The organism is Pseudomonas sp. VD-NE ins, assembly GCF_031882575.1.
Classification (GTDB): Bacteria; Pseudomonadota; Gammaproteobacteria; order Pseudomonadales; family Pseudomonadaceae; genus Aquipseudomonas; species Aquipseudomonas fluorescens_BZ.
Window position 1 is genome coordinate 4,690,982 of sequence record NZ_CP134772.1, and the last position, 15,929, is coordinate 4,706,910.

Consider the following 15,929-nt stretch of genomic DNA (forward strand, 5'->3'; position numbering starts at 1 on the left):
CATGAACAAGCACATCGTCCACCAACTGATTCTCGACAAATTGCGCGTCGATCTCGACATCGCCGAACGCGCCGCGCAAACCGCCTACGAAACCGCAACACACGAAGAGAATATTGCCGAAAACAAGTACGACACGCTGGGCCTGGAAGCGTCGTACCTGGCAGCCGGACAAGCGAAACGGGTCGAGGAAATCCGTCAGTCACTGGCGCTGTGTCAGAACCTGACGCTGCGTGCCTACGATGAAAACCGCGGCATCGAAGTCGGCGCCCTGCTCGGCCTGGAAGACGAAAAGGGTCGCGAGCAATGGCTGTTTCTGGCGCCGGATGCGGCAGGGCTGAAAGTCGATGTGGTCGGTCAGCCGATTACCGTCATCACTCCGCGCTCGCCGCTGGGCAAAGGTCTTTTGGGCAAGTGCGAAGGTGATGAGGTGGAGATTCTGGTGGCGGGCACCCGGCAACAGTTTGCTGTCACCGAGGTGCTTTAAGGTAGTTGATCAGTGAACCGGCAGTTCGACGCCGTCGAACAGCTCTTCCAGTTCCTGCTTGTTGTGGCACTGAATGGCTTTGGCCATGACTTCGCGGGTCAGGTGCGGGGCGAATTTCTCGATGAAGTCGCACATGAAGCCGCGCAAGAAGGTACCGCGACGGAAACCGATTTTGGTAATGCTCGATTCGAACAGTTCGCTGGCATCCAGCACCACCAGGTCGTTGTCGAGTTTGGTGTCGACCGCCATTTTAGCGACGATGCCCACACCCAGACCCAGGCGCACGTAAGTCTTGATCACGTCGGCGTCAGCGGCGGTGAACACCACTTTCGGCGTCAGGCCGCGATGGCTGAAAGCTTCGTCGAGTTTCGAACGACCGGTGAAACCAAATACGTAAGTCACGATCGGGTATTCGGCCAGTGCTTCCAGTGTGAGCTTCGGCAGTTTGGTCAACGGGTGACCCTGCGGCACGACCACACAACGGTTCCAGCGGTAGCACGGCATCATCACCAGATCGCCGAACAGCTCCAGCGCTTCGGTGGCAATGGCGAAATCGACGGTGCCGTCAGCAGCCATTTCGGCAATTTGCATCGGCGAACCCTGGTGCATGTGCAGCGCCACGTCAGGGTATTGCTTGATGAAATTGCTGATCACCGGTGGCAGCGCATAACGTGCCTGGGTGTGGGTGGTGGCGATCGACAGAGTGCCTTTCTTCTCGTTGGAGAATTCCTGGGCGATCTGCTTGATGCTTTCGACCTTGCGCAGAATCTCACCGGCGGTGGTGATGATGCGCTCGCCGGCCGGGGTCACGCGGGTCAGGTGTTTGCCGCTGCGGGCAAACACTTCGACGCCGAGTTCGTCTTCCAGCAGGCGGATTTGTTTACTGATGCCCGGTTGCGAGGTGTAAAGGCTTTGGGCTGTAGCGGAAACGTTGAGGTCGTGGTGCGCCACTTCCCAGATGTAGCGCAGTTGTTGAAGCTTCATATGTATCCCTCAAAGCAGGTAGACGCCACGGGCATCAGCGACGGTATATAACTATATTAATGGTTTGAATAATAAATCTAGAACTTTTTTATCAAAGCGCCATTATTCCTGCTTCAGCGATCCTCCCGCCGCCGCCGCTCCACTAACGGCACCAGATAAACCGGCACCTTGGACAATTGCAGGACCCGCGCTGCCGTGCGCCCCAACGGCGTTTCCGCGCCCACCCCGTGGCTGTGACTGCCTACGATCAGCAGATCGACAGAGAGTTTCTGCACCTGGTCGAGAATCACCTGCGACGGATCGCCCTGCAGCACGCGCACGGCGCGAATACGCTGCAGATCCTGCTCGCCTTCATCTCCCAGTTCTTCGCGAAAACTTTCCAGTACCCGCTGCTCGATATTGGCGATGACAGTTTTCAGACCCTGGCTGTGAAATTCGTTCAATGCCTGCTCGTCGAGGTAACTCTGCAACACCGATTCGGCAAACAGCCCCATCGGCTCCACCGCGTGCACCACGTACAAATCGGCATTGAACGTTCGCGCCAACGCCAAGGCATGCTGCATCACTAACGGTGCGTACAGACCGAGGTCAGTGGCATACAGCATCGAACGAATCATATGACCTCCTCGCGTGCCAACATGGCGGAGATTTGATTCAGCTTAGCAGTGCCTTGGCGAGTACGACGTGCGACGCAACGTCTTGAACCAAAGGGCTTTAGATCGACGGTTCGTTGCTGATGCCGTGCGGCACGTGGCCAGTGGCAACGACTTCGCGGGCGAGTTCGCAGTGGCCAGCCTGATCGTCGAAAAACACGTCGGCGGCGAATGCTTCGAGAAACGCCGATTTGGTCAGGCCGCCGAGAAACAGGGATTCGTCGAGACGGATATCCCACTCGCGCAAGGTGCGGATCACCCGTTCATGGGCCGGTGCCGAACGCGCGGTGACCAGCGCCGTGCGGATCGGGCAGTCGTCATCGGGAAACTCGCGCTGGAGCAAATTGAGCGCCGCCAGAAACCCCTTGAACGGCCCGCCGCGCAGCGGCTCGCGCGCCGATTCGCGCTCCTTGGCCTGGAACGCTTCGAGCCCGCCGGACTGATAGACACGCTCCGACTCATCGGAAAAAATCACCGCGTCACCGTCGAAGGCGATGCGCAATTCGTCACTGGCCGCACGACTGGCACCACCGGACAGAATCGTCGCCGCTGCGAATCCGGCGTCCAGTGCCGCGCGCACGTCTTCGGCATGCGTCGACAGAAACAGGTCGCAACCAAAAGCTTTCAGATACGGATACGGACTGCGCCCGCCGACAAACGCGGCGCGGGAAATCGCCAGACCATAATGATGAATCGAGTTGAATACGCGCAGGCCGGTGTCGGCGCTGTTGCGCGAGACCAGAATGACCTCGACCCGCGCGCGGCCGAGGCGACTGTTCAGATTCAGAAGCTTTTCCACCAGCGGGAATGCATCGCCGGGCGCAAGAATCTCGTCCTCGTGTTCGATCTGATATTGCCGATAGGCTTCGACGCCGCTCGACAGATAGACCTTGTGGCTCTCGCTCAGGTCGAACAAGGCGCGCGACGAAATCGCCAGCACCAGTTTGTCATCGATGTTCTCGGCCATGCCTTCCCCCAGAACGACCGGCTTAAACGTTGCGCCGGTCGATAAAACTTAAATTGCGATACAACGCTTCGATTCGCGGCAACTCACAACCCGCGGCTTTCGCTGCCGCCAATGGCCGAGCGTAGATCGCTTCCAGCTCCAGCGGTCGCTTGTGTAAAAAGTCGTGGTACATGCTCGGCCAGTAGTCGGGCATTTTCTCGGTCATCATGAACAGATAGTCGGCGTATCCCGGCGGCACGTCGTGGCCGCACGCTTTGGCGCCCTGAACCACTTCGGCCATCAACGCCTGGATCAACGCGCGGCTGTCGGCATCGGCCATCAGCGGCGTGGTGCCGGCACCGAGCAGCACCGAAAGTCCGTTGTAGGGAATATTCCACACCAGTTTCTGCCAGCGCGCCTGCCGCAGATTGGGCATCGCCTGGGAATCGATCCCGGCAGCGCGGAACAACCCGCAACCCTCCTCGACAATCGCCATACGTGCGGCGTCATCGCTGGCCGGACCGCTGTGATAACCGACATTCACCGCGCCCAAGGCTTGGTGGGTGACTTGTCCAGGTCCCTCACGATGCACGCAGATCAGGCACAAACCGCCCAGCAGGTGAAGAGAATCGGGAAGCAGTTCACGCAGGCTGTCCTCGACGTCGAGACCGTTTTGCAGGACCAGCACTTTCGCATCGGGTTTGGCCGCTTGAATGATTGAAGGCGCGAGGCCGGCGTTGCTGGTGGTTTTCGCCCCCACCAGCAACCAGTCGCACTTGGGCATGTCTTCGGCGGACGAATAGGCCTGCGCTGGATGCAACGTCAGCGGGCCATGCACCGCGCTGTTGATTTGCAAGCCACGCTCAGCCACCGCCGAAAACTCGCTGCGCAACAGAAAGTGCACGTCGAAACCGGCACGCGCCAGCATCACACCGTAAAAACCACCAATCGCGCCGGTGCCGATAATTCCTACGACCGGTTTATTCACTGCCCCCATCATGGCAACTCCTCTGCAATTCGACCCAGTGCCTGCGCCAGCGCTGCGTTCAGCGCATCGGCCGTCAGGCGCGTGTGCAATGCCCCAAAGAACTCGCCGTCGCGCACCACAAACAGCGCCGGCAAATGAAAGACCTGATAGCGCTCCACCAACCCGCCGTTGTCGCCGGCATCGATCCAGCACAGGCGATCGATGGCCAACGCCATATCCGGCAACACTTCGCGGGCATAACGGCAACTCGCGCAGCCGACACTGGTGAAAATCACCAGCGAAACGCCGCTCATCGCCAATAGCCGTTGATCGGCGTCGAAATCGGTCAGTTCGGATTCGACCACTATACTGGGGGAAACAATGTCAAATGGCCGACACAGGGAGTCTGTGCTCATGGGACGTTTCATTCCTCATCCGGACGAGGTGCCGGTTGAATTAACCTTGCTCAAGCCTGAGTGTATTTCCAGGCAACAGCTGCACACTATCAGCCTCGGCGGCATCGCTTGCAATTACCACCGTGCCTGGCGCCATGGCACAGCGCTGCAAGTGCGCATGCCGTCACTGAATGCCGACATTTGTTATCCGGGCTACGTGGCGTGGTGCCTGCGGCGCAAAAAAGGCTATCTGGTGGGCATCGCGTTTACCGATGAGCAGACGCTGTTCAGTGCGCGAATGGGTGAGCAAGTGTGTCAGATCGAGCGCTACTGCCGCATGCACGACACCCACGATGACCTGCAAGAAATTCAGGCGGTGGCCCTGCAATGGGTCGAGCAACACGCCGACGAGTTCTCCCACGACAGCGTGCGCAAGGCTTTCGCCCAGCCAGTGCTGGACTGACGCTCTTCTCTAAACCGTTACATGCCCATTGTCGAGCAGGCGCTTTACGCGCTAAGGTTCCGCTCCCCGACGCGCTTTAATCTGCTGTGCTCCGCCGCGCGGGGATCGCTGGCGGCCGGCACCCGTGACCTGACGAGTAAACGATGGCTGATTTACCGATCAACGACCTAAACGTCGCCTCTAACGAGACCCTGATCACTCCCGATCAGCTCAAGCGTGATATCCCTCTGAGCGATGCTGCCCTGCGCACCGTCACCAAGGGCCGCGAAGTCATTCGCAACATTCTTGATGGCACCGACCACCGTCTGTTCGTAGTGATCGGCCCGTGCTCGATCCACGATATCAAGGCTGCCCACGAGTACGCCGATCGCCTCAAGGTGCTGGCGGCGGAAGTCTCCGACACCCTGTATCTGGTCATGCGCGTGTATTTCGAGAAGCCACGCACCACCGTCGGCTGGAAAGGCCTGATCAACGATCCGTATCTGGACGACTCGTTCAAGATCCAGGACGGTCTGCACATCGGTCGTCAGTTGCTGCTGGATCTGGCCGAAAAAGGCCTGCCGACCGCGACCGAAGCCCTCGACCCGATCTCCCCGCAGTATCTGCAGGACCTGATCAGTTGGTCGGCCATTGGCGCGCGTACCACCGAATCGCAAACCCACCGGGAAATGGCCTCCGGCCTGTCCTCGGCCGTCGGCTTCAAGAACGGCACCGACGGCGGCCTGACTGTGGCGATCAACGCCTTGCAGTCGGTGTCCAGCCCGCACCGTTTCCTCGGTATCAACCAGGAAGGTGGCGTGTCGATCGTCACCACCAAAGGCAACGCCTACGGTCACGTGGTGCTGCGCGGTGGCAACGGCAAGCCGAACTACGATTCGGTCAGCGTGGCCCTGTGCGAACAGGCGCTGGACAAGGCGAAGATCAAGCCGAACATCATGGTCGATTGCAGCCACGCCAACTCCAACAAGGATCCGGCCCTGCAACCGCTGGTGATGGAGAACGTCGCCAACCAGATCCTCGAAGGCAACCAGTCGATCATCGGCCTGATGGTCGAAAGTCACCTGAACTGGGGCTGCCAGGCGATTCCGAAAGATCTCGCCGACCTGCAATACGGCGTGTCGATCACCGATGCCTGCATCGACTGGTCCGCCACCGAGAACACCCTGCGCAGCATGCACGCCAAGCTCAAGGATGTTCTGCCGAAACGCCAGCGCAGTTGATCAGCGTTTTACAGGCATAAAAAAACGCCGGGCAATGCCCGGCGTTTTTGTGTGTGCGATTCAGATCTTCGCGGCGCGGCGCTGATGGCGCTCCATGTAGCGCTCAACGTAAGAGCACGACGGGATCACCGTGTAGCCCATTTCTTCGGCGTACTGCAGCGCGCTTTCGGTCAGCGCTGCGGCAATGCCACGGCCACGCAGGGCGTTGGGCACAAACGTGCGATAGATATCCAGGGTCTGTTTCCCCAGATCCATATAGGTCAGGTAGGCACGATGACCGTCCACATTGGTCTCGAACTGATGACCAGCCTGGTCATGGTGGATGGACAACGCCTCGCTCATCACTACTCCTCGCGGGTCTTGAATTCTGACCCCTACCTTACCGATGTTTTTCCGGCGAAGGAACATCTACGCCACCCCGTGCCTGATGGACACCGAGAAGAGCCACACCGATCTCGCGCAACCTGGCACCTGATAAATAGTAGGCACCATTGGCAAAAATGCTCAAGGTACGCTCGTCATCAAGCGGGTTGACGGGGGTTGCTCCGATGGACGCAGAGGTGACTGGGGAGAAGATCTTCCCGGGCCACTCACCTGAACATTGCCGGATGTTGAGACTTAAGACGTGCAGCCTTTTTTAAAGTCACCTCAACATGGACAAAGATAAGCGAAGCAGCACGCAAAATCGGAACAAAAGTGTGGACGAATTCATCTAGACAGACTTTAGCCAAGACTGCAAAAACAGCACATGGCAACGGGAACTTTTTCTCATTAACTCGCTCAGCTCGGGGCTTGCAGCTGGGTATTTTTTAAACAACGCAGTTAAAAGTTGCTCGAAAAAGAATCAACGCCTACAATTTTTTTTGCTTCTTGCCTTACGTCAGTTTACTTACTACAAGTAATGGGTAGTATGTACGCCGGCTATTTCCTCAATCGTGAGGAGACAGCCACTTAATTGAAAGTCCTTGAAGGGGAACACGATGAACAACGTTCTGAAATTCTCTGCTCTGGCTCTGGCCGCAGTTCTGGCTACCGGTTGCAGCAGCGCATCGAAAGAAACCGAAGCACGTCTGACCGCTACTGAAGACGCAGCTGCTCGCTCCCAGGCTCGTGCAGACGAAGCTTACCGTAAAGCTGATGAAGCTCTGGCTGCTGCTCAAAAAGCACAACAGACTGCTGACGAAGCTAACGAGCGTGCTCTGCGCATGCTGGACAAAGCTAGCCGCAAGTAATAATCCCTCGGGATTGTTATCAAGCCGATCCGATGTCTGGGTCGGCTTTTTTGTGCCTGAAGCTTTTGTCCGGGCAATAAAAAAACCGCCGACGCTTTACACATTGGCGGGTTCTGAACGCCGACTTACTGCTGCAAATCGATCGGTGTGCTCGAGACCATCGGCGCCGAGGTACTCGGTGTGCCGATTTCCGTCGGCAGGCCATCTTCGGCCGCGACTACATCCCGTACCACATCCCAGTTCACGCGCAGGTTGCTGGTGACGTCTTCACGCTTGAGCATCGCGTTGATCACTGCAGTGTGCTTGTCGACCACTGACGGATTGCCCTTGTCGTCGATCGGCGTGTGCGCTTCCAGATAAACCTTGCCGCCACTGCTGCCGAACTTGTAGGCATCGTTGAGGATGCGCACCGACGTGCCTACCGGGACCATGCCGGCCATTTCCAGCACGTTGTTGTTGAACATGCGGAAGCAGCCGTGGCTGGTGCGCATGCCGATACCGAATTTCTTGTTCGAGCCGTGGATCAGGTAACCCGGGGTGCCCAGGGTGAACTTGAACGGGCCTAACGGGTTGTCAGGGCCGGCCGGCACTACGTTCGGCAGCGGATCACCGTCGGCGGCATGTTCAGCCTTGATCGACGCTGGAGGCGTCCAGGTCGGATTTGGCGTCTTGGCGGTGATCGAGGTGTGCGCGATTGGCGAACCCCAACCTTCACGACCGATACCCAGCGGGAACGTGTAAACCACGTTCTTGCCTTTCGGGAAGTAATAGAGGCGGTATTCAGCGAGGTTGATCACGATGCCTTCGCGCGGGCCCGGCGGCAGAATGAAACGGGTCGGCAAGACGATTTCGGTGCCGGCCCCCGGCAACCAGGCATCAACGCCCGGGTTGGCCGCGACCATCTCCGAGTAGCCCAGATCGTACTTCGTACCCAGATCGGCGAAGGTGTCTTCGTACTTGGCTTTGATTACCTGCACCTGACCGATGATGTCTTCACCAGGTGGTGGCAGGGGAAACTCCAATGCAGCAACGGGACCGGCCACACACAGGGCGGCAAGTGACAGGCAGCGGGTGACGGCAGGAAAGCGCGGCAACATCCGGAAAATCCTTCGCATGATCAACAAGGGTATAAGAGCGCGATTGTACACCGCACTTTGAATATTCGGGGAGCCACGCCGATGGACCGTGCTGAATGCGAAAAGATCGCAGCCTTCGTCAGCTCCTACAGGATCACGCGAACCCATGCAGGAGCTGACGCAGGCTGCGATCTTTTGCTCTTAAAGCTCGAAACGCAGCTCTGGCCAGATCGGCGAGGTGCCGCGCTTCTGCGACTCCAGAATTGCCCGGCACAACGAACACAGGCGCTGATCCTGAAACACCCGGCGATCCACACTCGACCAGCGCGGCTGCGCCGGCAGCAGGCTGCCGCACAGGGTGCGATCGGCCGAGCCACCGAGTTCGAGTTGACGGGTCACCAGATGCACCCGCACTTCCTGGCAGGCGAACAGATCCAGCTGCTCGTCAGGCTCGATCAGTTGGTAGGCAAACAGGGACCAGGCAGAACGCGACATCGGGGGCTCCAAATAAGGGGGCGCCACATTAGCCGAAAGCCTGCCCTTAGAAAAGCCTCATAACAGCGGTTTTAGCGTCGGCCAGACATTTTCCAGCAACTTGCCCTGAGCCCCGACTGCCGGGTGCAGACCATCGGCCTGCATCAGGTCCGGATGACCGCCGACGCCGTCGAGGAAAAACGGTACCAGGGGGATCTTTTTATCGTCGGCGAGTTTGCCGTAGACCTCGGCGAAGGCATCGGTGTAACGCTTGCCGTAATTGGGCGGCAGTTGCATGCCGAGCAGCAGCACCTTGGCCCCGCTCTGACGCGAGCTGTCGATCATCGAGGCAAGATTTTGTTGCAATTGAGTTGGCGGCATTCCGCGCAAGCCATCGTTGCCACCCAGTTCGAGGATCACCAGTTCCGGCTTATGCTCTGCAAGCAGCGCCGGCAGCCGCGCCTGGCCTCCGGCACTGGTGTCGCCGCTGATCGAAGCATTGACCACTTTGTCGTCGAAACCCTCCTGTTTGAGCCGTTGTTCGAGCAACGACACCCACCCCAAGCGGGTATCCAGTCCGAAACCGGCGCTGATACTATCGCCAACGATCAGGACAGTACCCGCCGCTGCGTTCTGGGCCATGCACATCAAGGCCAGGCCAGCACTCAAAAACCACACACGCATCGGATTCTCCATGGGCGCAAGCATTCTCACCGCGAAGAACCTCAGCAAAGTGGTTCCCAGCGCGGAAGGTGAACTGACTATCCTGCACGAACTCAGCCTGGAACTGAACAAGGGCGACAGCCTCGCCATCGTCGGCGCCTCCGGTTCGGGCAAATCCACCCTCCTCGGCCTGCTCGCCGGCCTCGACCTGCCAAGCAGTGGCGAAGTCATTCTCGCCGGCCAGAGCCTGAGCAATCTCGATGAGGACCAGCGCGCACGCATTCGTGCCGAGCATGTCGGTTTCGTCTTTCAATCGTTTCAACTGCTCGACAGCTTGAATGCGCTGGAAAACGTCATGCTGCCGCTGGAACTCGACGGCCGCAAAGATGCCCGTGAACGTGCCACCGAATTACTCCAGCGCGTTGGCCTCGGCCAACGCCTGACCCACTCGCCGCGCCAGCTCTCCGGTGGTGAGCAACAACGCGTGGCGATCGCCCGTGCGTTTGCTGCCGAGCCCGACGTGCTGTTCGCCGACGAGCCCACCGGCAACCTCGACAGCCACACCGGTGAGCGCATCAGCGACTTGCTGTTCGAATTGAACAAGGAACGCGGCACCACTCTGGTGCTGGTGACCCACGACGAACGCCTGGCCCATCGCTGCCGGCGCCTGATCCGACTTGAAGCCGGGCTGTTGGTCGCCCCTCTGGAGCCTTGATGGCACGTTTGCCGCTGTTGCGTCTGTTCAGTCTCGCCATACGCCAACTCATGCGCGATGCCCGCGCCGGGGAATTGCGCGTGTTGTTCTTTGCGCTGGTCGTGGCGGTGGCGGCAAGTACCGCCATCGGCTATTTCGGCGCCCGCCTGAACGGCGCGATGATGCTGCGCGCGACCGAATTTCTCGGCGCCGACCTGGTGCTTGAGGGAAGTTCGCCAGCACGCGAAGAACAGATCAGGAGCGGCACCGAGCTGCGTCTAAATCATGCGCAAGTGGTGGAATTTTCCAGCGTCATCGCCACCGACAATGGCATTCAGTTGTCGAGCATCAAAGCCGTCGACCGCGCCTATCCATTGCGCGGTGAACTGAAGAGCGCACCTGCCCCCTTCGCCGCCGAAGAAACCGGCGGTGAACCGCAACCCGGCGAAGCCTGGGTCGAGGCACGCCTGTTGACCGCACTGGATCTGAAGATCGGCGACAGCATTGATGTCGGCATGAAGACATTGAAACTGGCGCGCGTACTGACCTATGAACCGGATCGCGCCGGCAACTTCTACAGCCTCACGCCCCGAGTGATGATCAACATTGATGACCTCGCCGCCACCGGCGTGGTGCAACCCGGCAGCCGCGTGAGTTACCGCGAACTGTGGCGTGGTGAACCGCAGGCGCTGGAAACCTATCGACAGCTGATCAAACCCGGGCTCGCTGCGAATCAGCGGATTCAGGACGCCCGCGATGGCAACCGGCAGATTGGCGGTGCACTGGGTAAGGCCGAGCGCTATCTGAACATGGCCAGTCTGGTCGCGGTGTTGTTGGCCGGCGTGGCAGTGGCGTTGTCGGCGAACCGTTTCGCCAGCCGCCGTTTCGATGCCAGTGCGTTGTTGCGTTGCCTCGGTCTTTCGCGCCGAGAAACCATGGTGCTGTTCAGTTTGCAGTTGACCGTGCTTGGTTTGCTCGCCGCTCTTAGCGGTGCCCTGCTCGGCTGGTTGGCGCAACTGGGCCTGTTCGCTCTGTTGCATGATTTGTTGCCAAGTGACGTGCCACCGGGCGGTCTGTTTCCAGCCATCGCCGGGATCGGCACAGGGCTGGTCGCCTTGGCGGGGTTTGCGCTGCCGCCACTCGCTGCGTTGGGCCGCGTTCCGCCGCTGCGTGTGCTGCGCCGGGACATGCTGCCGATTCCGTCGAGCACGTGGATGGTTTATGGCGCCGCTCTGGGTGCGCTAGGCCTGATCATGTGGCGCCTGAGTCTGGATCTGCTGCTGACATTCGCCTTGCTCGGCGGTGGCGTGGTCGCCGCGTTGGTATTGGGTGGTTTGCTGTTGTTGCTGCTGCAAAGCCTGCGGCGGATGCTCGCCCGTGCTTCGCTGCCATGGCGCTTGGGCCTGGGACAGTTGTTGCGCCATCCGTTGGCAGCGGCCGGCCAGTCGCTGGCGTTCGGTCTGATTTTGTTGTCGATGGCTTTGATCGCCCTGCTGCGTGGCGAACTGCTCGACACCTGGCAAAACCAGCTACCGAAAAACGCTCCCAACTATTTTGCCCTGAACATTCTGCCGGCAGACAAACAGGCCTTTACCGATCACCTGATCAAGGTCTCCGCGCAAGCGGCGCCACTGTATCCGGTAGTGCCAGGACGATTGATCAGCATCAACGGCGACGCCGTGCAGCAAATTGTCAGCAAGGATTCGGCGGGCGACCGCGCCATTCAAAGAGATTTGAGTCTGACCTGGGCCGCTGATTTACCGGCGGGCAACAAGCTCACTGCCGGTGAGTGGTGGAAAGATCAGCCAACCGACAGTGTTCCCGGGGTATCGGTAGAAGGCAAAGTCGCCGAAAGCCTCAAGCTCAAACTCGGCGATCACATGGTGTTCAGTGTCGGCGGCGTCAATCGCGAAGCGAAGGTCACCAGCCTGCGCGAAATCAACTGGGACAATTTCCAGCCAAACTTCTTCATGATCTTCCAGCCCGGTACGTTGAAGGATCTGCCGGCGACTTACCTGACCAGCTTCTATCTGGCCCCCGGTCATGATCAGCAGATCGTCGAACTGTCGCGCGCATTCCCGGCGGTGACCATTCTTCAGGTCGAGGCCCTGCTGGAACAACTGCGCAGCATCCTCGCCCAAGTCACTTTGGCGGTCGAATATGTGCTGTTGTTTGTGTTGGCAGCGGGCATGGCCGTGCTGTTTTCCGGTTTGCAGGCAACGCTGGATGAAAGGATCCGCCAAGGTGCGCTGTTGCGTGCATTGGGTGCGGAGCGGCAGTTGCTGATCAAGGCGCGGCGCATCGAATTCGGCCTGCTCGGTGCAGTCAGCGGATTACTCGCCGCGATCGGCTCGGAAGTGGTGAGTCTGGTGTTGTATCGCTACGCGTTCGATCTGCCGTGGCACCCGCATCCATGGCTCTTGGTGCTGCCATTGATTGGCGCGGCGCTGATTGGTGGTGCCGGCGTGTTCGGTACGCGCCGGGCACTCAACGCAAGTCCACTGACAGTGTTGCGTGAGGGTTGATAGACTCAGGCGGTCTTAATCACAAGAAGTTGCCATGAGCCGTTATCGCCCTCCCCGCACCGCCGGCACCGCGCTGATCACCCCTGAAGGTGAAGCGCGGATGCGCGCCGAATTCCATGAACTGTGGCATGTGCGCCGCCCGCAGGTAACGCAATCGGTCAGCGAAGCGGCGGCTCAGGGCGATCGCTCGGAGAACGCCGAATACACCTATGGCAAGAAAATGCTGCGCGAGATCGACAGTCGCGTGCGCTTTCTTACCAAACGCCTGGAAGCGTTGAAAGTCGTCAGCGAAAAACCCAGTGATCCGAACAAGGTCTACTTCGGCGCCTGGGTGACTATCGAAGACGAAGACGGCAAGCAATCGCGCTACCGCATCGTCGGTCCGGATGAACTGGATCTGAAACTGGGCCTGATCAGCATCGACTCGCCACTGGCCCGCGCCTTGATCGGCAAGGCGCTGGATGCAGAAGTCAGGGTGCAGACGCCAACGGGTGAGCAGTTGGTTTACATCGTCGCCATCGACTATCCGTGAAGCGTATCAGCGGCGAGTGATCAGGCCCTGCCGCGCAACGCGGACCAGTTGCTTGATCATCTCTGGCGCATCTTCGGCAGTCGGGGCCTGAATCACCGCGAGATCAAAACTGTCACTGGCAAAACGCGCCAGCGACTCGCCGTCTTCAACAAACTGGATCAGGAACGCGGCAGGACCGCCACTGCGACGTGGCCAGCCATCGAGATAACGCAACAGCGTCGGCTGATGTTTGCCGCCAAGGAGGATTTTCGGGTTGCGTTGAGTGATATGCGCAGTTATCGGCGCGGGACGTGCTGGAGGGCGTAGTGCATTCATCGTGTCGTGTCTCTGCCTCAAAAGTCTGCATGGCAGGTGAGAGGCAACACCGAACCAGCGCTTTAGCGGTATTTCGAAGCCCTGTTCCGGCTTCTGACGGCAACTGTTGAAGTCACCTGGCGCCCCGCAAGTAGCTGTTTAAATCGGCGCATGGGCAACATCCTAGAGAACGTGACCGATCAGTGTCAAGAATCAGCCGCAACAAAAAAGGCCCGCACAATGCGGGCCTTTTCCTTGAGCCAGAGCGCTTAACCGGCGATGGCGCGATCCACCGAAAGCTTGCCGGCGCCTTCGATCAGCACGGCGAGACTGCCACCGAGCAGGGCCAGAGCGAACTCGTAACCGTTATTGGCCATAAACAGACCGTTGCTGATGTGTACGGTGAAGATCGCCACCAGCGACAGGAAGGTCAGACCCAATGCCGCCGGACGCACCAGCAGGCCGATGATCAAGGCCAGGCCAGCGAAGAACTCAGTGCCACCAGCCAGCGTCGCCATCAGGTAACCCGGGTGCAGACCGATGCTGTCCATGTACTGCGCGGTGCCCGCCAGACCGTAGCCACCAAACAGACCGAAAAGTTTTTGCGAACCGTGGGCAGCGAAGATCACGCCGACAGCGATGCGCAGGATGGTCAGACCGTAGCCGGCGCGGGTGAACAGTACTTTGTTGATCAGAGAGCTCATGGGGGCATTCCTTGTTTTTGCGAGAAGTTGTGTGTGTTGGTTGGCCGCTATATTAATCAGTAAATTTCATGTTAAAAGCGCAAATATTCCGCCATAACAATCAGTTTATTAGATCATTTACGCGAGACGACTTTTTGCGCCCCGGGCTCCAACGACTCCCGCTCCCGGTCGAACGCCAAGTAATACTTGTTCACGCTATTAACATAGCTGACGGGCCCCATTCCTACCTGTTCCATGGCGATGCGCTCAACCTGGAAGAACCACTGATTGGGGTTCAGCCCACGCCGCCGGGCCTCAGCGCGCATGCCCTGCACGCGCTCGGGGCCGATGTTGTAGGCCGCCAGCGTGAAGGCCATGCGTTCGCGCTCATTGAGCTTGGGGCTGTTGAAGAACTTGCGGCGGATCATCGCCAGGTACTTGGCTCCGGCCTGCACATTCGCATCGAGATTCTGAATGTTGTTCACGCCGACTCGCTGAGCGGCGGAAGGCGTGATCTGCATTAGCCCGGTCGGGCCACCGCCGCTGCGCGCGTTGGGTTGCAGGCGTGATTCCTTGAACGCCAGTGCGGCCAGATTGAGCCAGTCCATGTTCTGCGCGTCGGCATGCTTTTGCAGGGTCGGACGCAGTTTTTCCAGGCGCTGGCGGTCACCCTTGGCCAATGGATAGTGGACTTGATAGAGACGGCGATAGATGCGCAGAAACGCAACGTCTTCGTTGGACGGCTTCTTGTAACCGCCGAGGAAGCGGTCAATGCTTGCGCGCAGCATCGAAGCATCGCGGCGCACGAACCAGTATTCCTCGCCCGGCTCGCTGATCATCAGTTGCCGGTCAAAACGCAGCTTCGGCAGGATCTTGCCCCAGCGCTCGGCGATGGGTTGCTCGACGATGGTCAGGTGGAAAATGCCACCCTGAACCATTTCCAGCACATCTTCGACCGCCAGGGTCGGATCGACCCATTCGATCTTGATCGGCGCCAGTTTGTGCAACGCCAGTTTCTGATTGAGCTGACTGACCGCCTCCCCCGCTGCGCTGCCGGCGGGCAATGCCAGGGTTTTGCCGGAAAGCTGCTCGACCTTGGTGTAGCGCCGCTCGCCCTTGATCCCGACCAACACCAGCGGCACATTGCTGGCGATCGGTTCGCTACTGGCCACCGCGTGGCCCGGTTGCAGCTCAAGCAACTCGCCCGGCGCGACCAGATCCCCCTCGCCACGCTGCAAGGCGCCGAGCAATTGATCCTTGGCTTTGGGAATGATCTTGAGGGTGATTTCCTGGCCGTCACGGGCGTGGCCATTGAGGTATTGCTCGAAGGCGCGCAAACGATGGTATTCGACGCCGATGGCCTGGCCCTGCACTTCGCCGGAGCTGTTGCGGCTCTGGTTGACCAGCACGCGCAGTACACGGCTGCTGCGGATCTCGGCCAAGTCGGGCACCTTGGCCGCCGGCACGGCTTGCAGCGGCCCGGGCAGGCGCGCGGCCGCCGTCATCGGCAGTAGCAGCGATCCACACAACAGGAGCAAAACCGAGGGACGAACCATCCACTCTCCGGAAAGAATACGGGGCGATTTCATCGTTAAAAGATCGAAATCACCGACGAAAACAGAGCGCCATGAGCGCTGGCAACGT

The 15,929-nt window shown here is 59.3% G+C and carries 19 protein-coding genes; 7 read left to right on the plus strand and 12 right to left on the minus strand.

The window, feature by feature from the left end; genetic code table 11:
* Window position 1: 1 nt before the first annotated feature.
* Window positions 2-484 carry a GreA/GreB family elongation factor gene (locus RMV17_RS20850; protein WP_077573938.1) on the plus strand — a complete coding sequence of 161 codons (483 nt, stop codon included), beginning with the start codon at window positions 2-4 and terminating at the stop codon, window positions 482-484.
* A 9-nt stretch (window positions 485-493) separates the two neighbouring features.
* On the opposite strand, the gene cysB is transcribed toward RMV17_RS20850, so the two are convergent.
* The 5 genes from cysB to RMV17_RS20875 all read right to left on the minus strand — a co-directional run bounded on the left by cysB (window position 494) and on the right by RMV17_RS20875 (window position 4,450).
* The gene (gene cysB, locus RMV17_RS20855; protein ID WP_007908591.1) at window positions 494-1,468 is read right to left on the minus strand and encodes an HTH-type transcriptional regulator CysB; all 975 of its coding nucleotides are present in this window, start codon (window positions 1,466-1,468) and stop codon (window positions 494-496) included.
* Between the two features lie 113 nt (window positions 1,469-1,581).
* Window positions 1,582-2,085, minus strand: coding sequence for a universal stress protein (locus RMV17_RS20860; protein WP_034155246.1), 504 nt, complete (start codon window positions 2,083-2,085; stop codon window positions 1,582-1,584).
* Window positions 2,086-2,182: 97 nt separating this feature from the next.
* Window positions 2,183-3,088, minus strand: a complete 906-nt coding sequence (locus RMV17_RS20865) for a 5'-nucleotidase (protein WP_311882223.1) — start codon at window positions 3,086-3,088, stop codon at window positions 2,183-2,185.
* 22 nt (window positions 3,089-3,110) lie between these two features.
* Complete coding sequence (locus tag RMV17_RS20870; RefSeq protein ID WP_311882225.1) at window positions 3,111-4,067, minus strand: putative 2-dehydropantoate 2-reductase; 957 nt, start codon at window positions 4,065-4,067, stop codon at window positions 3,111-3,113.
* The gene (locus tag RMV17_RS20875; protein WP_034155249.1) at window positions 4,064-4,450 is read right to left on the minus strand and encodes a thioredoxin family protein; all 387 of its coding nucleotides are present in this window, start codon (window positions 4,448-4,450) and stop codon (window positions 4,064-4,066) included. Before RMV17_RS20875 ends, RMV17_RS20870 begins: the two co-directional genes overlap by 4 nt.
* Here RMV17_RS20875 and RMV17_RS20880 point away from each other — a divergent pair.
* Together RMV17_RS20880 and RMV17_RS20885 are read left to right on the plus strand one after the other, a co-directional pair.
* Window positions 4,449-4,892, plus strand: coding sequence for a PilZ domain-containing protein (locus RMV17_RS20880; protein ID WP_034155250.1), 444 nt, complete (start codon window positions 4,449-4,451; stop codon window positions 4,890-4,892). The genes RMV17_RS20875 and RMV17_RS20880 overlap by 2 nt on opposite strands.
* Window positions 4,893-5,035: 143 nt before the next feature.
* Window positions 5,036-6,112 (plus strand): 3-deoxy-7-phosphoheptulonate synthase, encoded by a 1,077-nt coding sequence (locus RMV17_RS20885; protein ID WP_016985505.1) that lies wholly within the window; start codon window positions 5,036-5,038, stop codon window positions 6,110-6,112.
* Window positions 6,113-6,172: 60 nt separating this feature from the next.
* On the opposite strand, the gene RMV17_RS20890 is transcribed toward RMV17_RS20885, so the two are convergent.
* Window positions 6,173-6,454 (minus strand): GNAT family N-acetyltransferase, encoded by a 282-nt coding sequence (locus RMV17_RS20890; RefSeq protein WP_003226804.1) that lies wholly within the window; start codon window positions 6,452-6,454, stop codon window positions 6,173-6,175.
* Window positions 6,455-7,092: 638 nt separating this feature from the next.
* Between RMV17_RS20890 and oprI the strand changes: the two genes are divergently transcribed.
* Window positions 7,093-7,344, plus strand: coding sequence for an outer membrane lipoprotei OprI (gene oprI / locus RMV17_RS20895; RefSeq protein ID WP_003199355.1), 252 nt, complete (start codon window positions 7,093-7,095; stop codon window positions 7,342-7,344).
* A gap of 125 nt (window positions 7,345-7,469) precedes the next feature.
* On the opposite strand, the gene RMV17_RS20900 is transcribed toward oprI, so the two are convergent.
* From RMV17_RS20900 to RMV17_RS20910, 3 genes are all read right to left on the minus strand, one after another.
* Window positions 7,470-8,441: a L,D-transpeptidase family protein gene (locus tag RMV17_RS20900; protein ID WP_034155252.1), complete on the minus strand. Its 972-nt coding sequence runs from the start codon at window positions 8,439-8,441 to the stop codon at window positions 7,470-7,472.
* A 180-nt stretch (window positions 8,442-8,621) separates the two neighbouring features.
* Complete coding sequence (locus tag RMV17_RS20905; protein WP_007908575.1) at window positions 8,622-8,915, minus strand: hypothetical protein; 294 nt, start codon at window positions 8,913-8,915, stop codon at window positions 8,622-8,624.
* 57 nt (window positions 8,916-8,972) lie between these two features.
* Window positions 8,973-9,578, minus strand: a complete 606-nt coding sequence (locus tag RMV17_RS20910; RefSeq protein ID WP_034155253.1) for an arylesterase — start codon at window positions 9,576-9,578, stop codon at window positions 8,973-8,975.
* A 10-nt stretch (window positions 9,579-9,588) separates the two neighbouring features.
* Here RMV17_RS20910 and RMV17_RS20915 point away from each other — a divergent pair, with 10 nt between their 5' ends.
* The 3 genes from RMV17_RS20915 to greB are packed head-to-tail and all read left to right on the plus strand — an operon-like array spanning window position 9,589 to window position 13,308.
* On the plus strand, window positions 9,589-10,272 hold the full coding sequence (locus tag RMV17_RS20915; RefSeq protein ID WP_008079923.1) for an ABC transporter ATP-binding protein: 684 nt from the start codon (window positions 9,589-9,591) through the stop codon (window positions 10,270-10,272).
* Window positions 10,272-12,776, plus strand: coding sequence for an ABC transporter permease (locus RMV17_RS20920; protein WP_311882244.1), 2,505 nt, complete (start codon window positions 10,272-10,274; stop codon window positions 12,774-12,776). Before RMV17_RS20915 ends, RMV17_RS20920 begins: the two co-directional genes overlap by 1 nt.
* A 34-nt stretch (window positions 12,777-12,810) precedes the next feature.
* On the plus strand, window positions 12,811-13,308 hold the full coding sequence (greB, locus tag RMV17_RS20925) for a transcription elongation factor GreB (RefSeq protein ID WP_129394918.1): 498 nt from the start codon (window positions 12,811-12,813) through the stop codon (window positions 13,306-13,308).
* A gap of 6 nt (window positions 13,309-13,314) precedes the next feature.
* Here the strand turns inward: greB and RMV17_RS20930 are convergent, their stop codons facing one another.
* The 3 genes from RMV17_RS20930 to RMV17_RS20940 all read right to left on the minus strand — a co-directional run bounded on the left by RMV17_RS20930 (window position 13,315) and on the right by RMV17_RS20940 (window position 15,841).
* Window positions 13,315-13,623 carry a hypothetical protein gene (locus RMV17_RS20930; RefSeq protein WP_034155256.1) on the minus strand — a complete coding sequence of 103 codons (309 nt, stop codon included), beginning with the start codon at window positions 13,621-13,623 and terminating at the stop codon, window positions 13,315-13,317.
* A 248-nt stretch (window positions 13,624-13,871) separates the two neighbouring features.
* Window positions 13,872-14,306, minus strand: coding sequence for a DoxX family protein (locus RMV17_RS20935; protein WP_007908568.1), 435 nt, complete (start codon window positions 14,304-14,306; stop codon window positions 13,872-13,874).
* Between the two features lie 113 nt (window positions 14,307-14,419).
* Entirely contained in the window at window positions 14,420-15,841 is a 1,422-nt protein-coding gene (locus RMV17_RS20940) for a transglycosylase SLT domain-containing protein (protein WP_311882249.1), read from the minus strand.
* Between the last annotated feature and the right edge of the window lie 88 nt (window positions 15,842-15,929).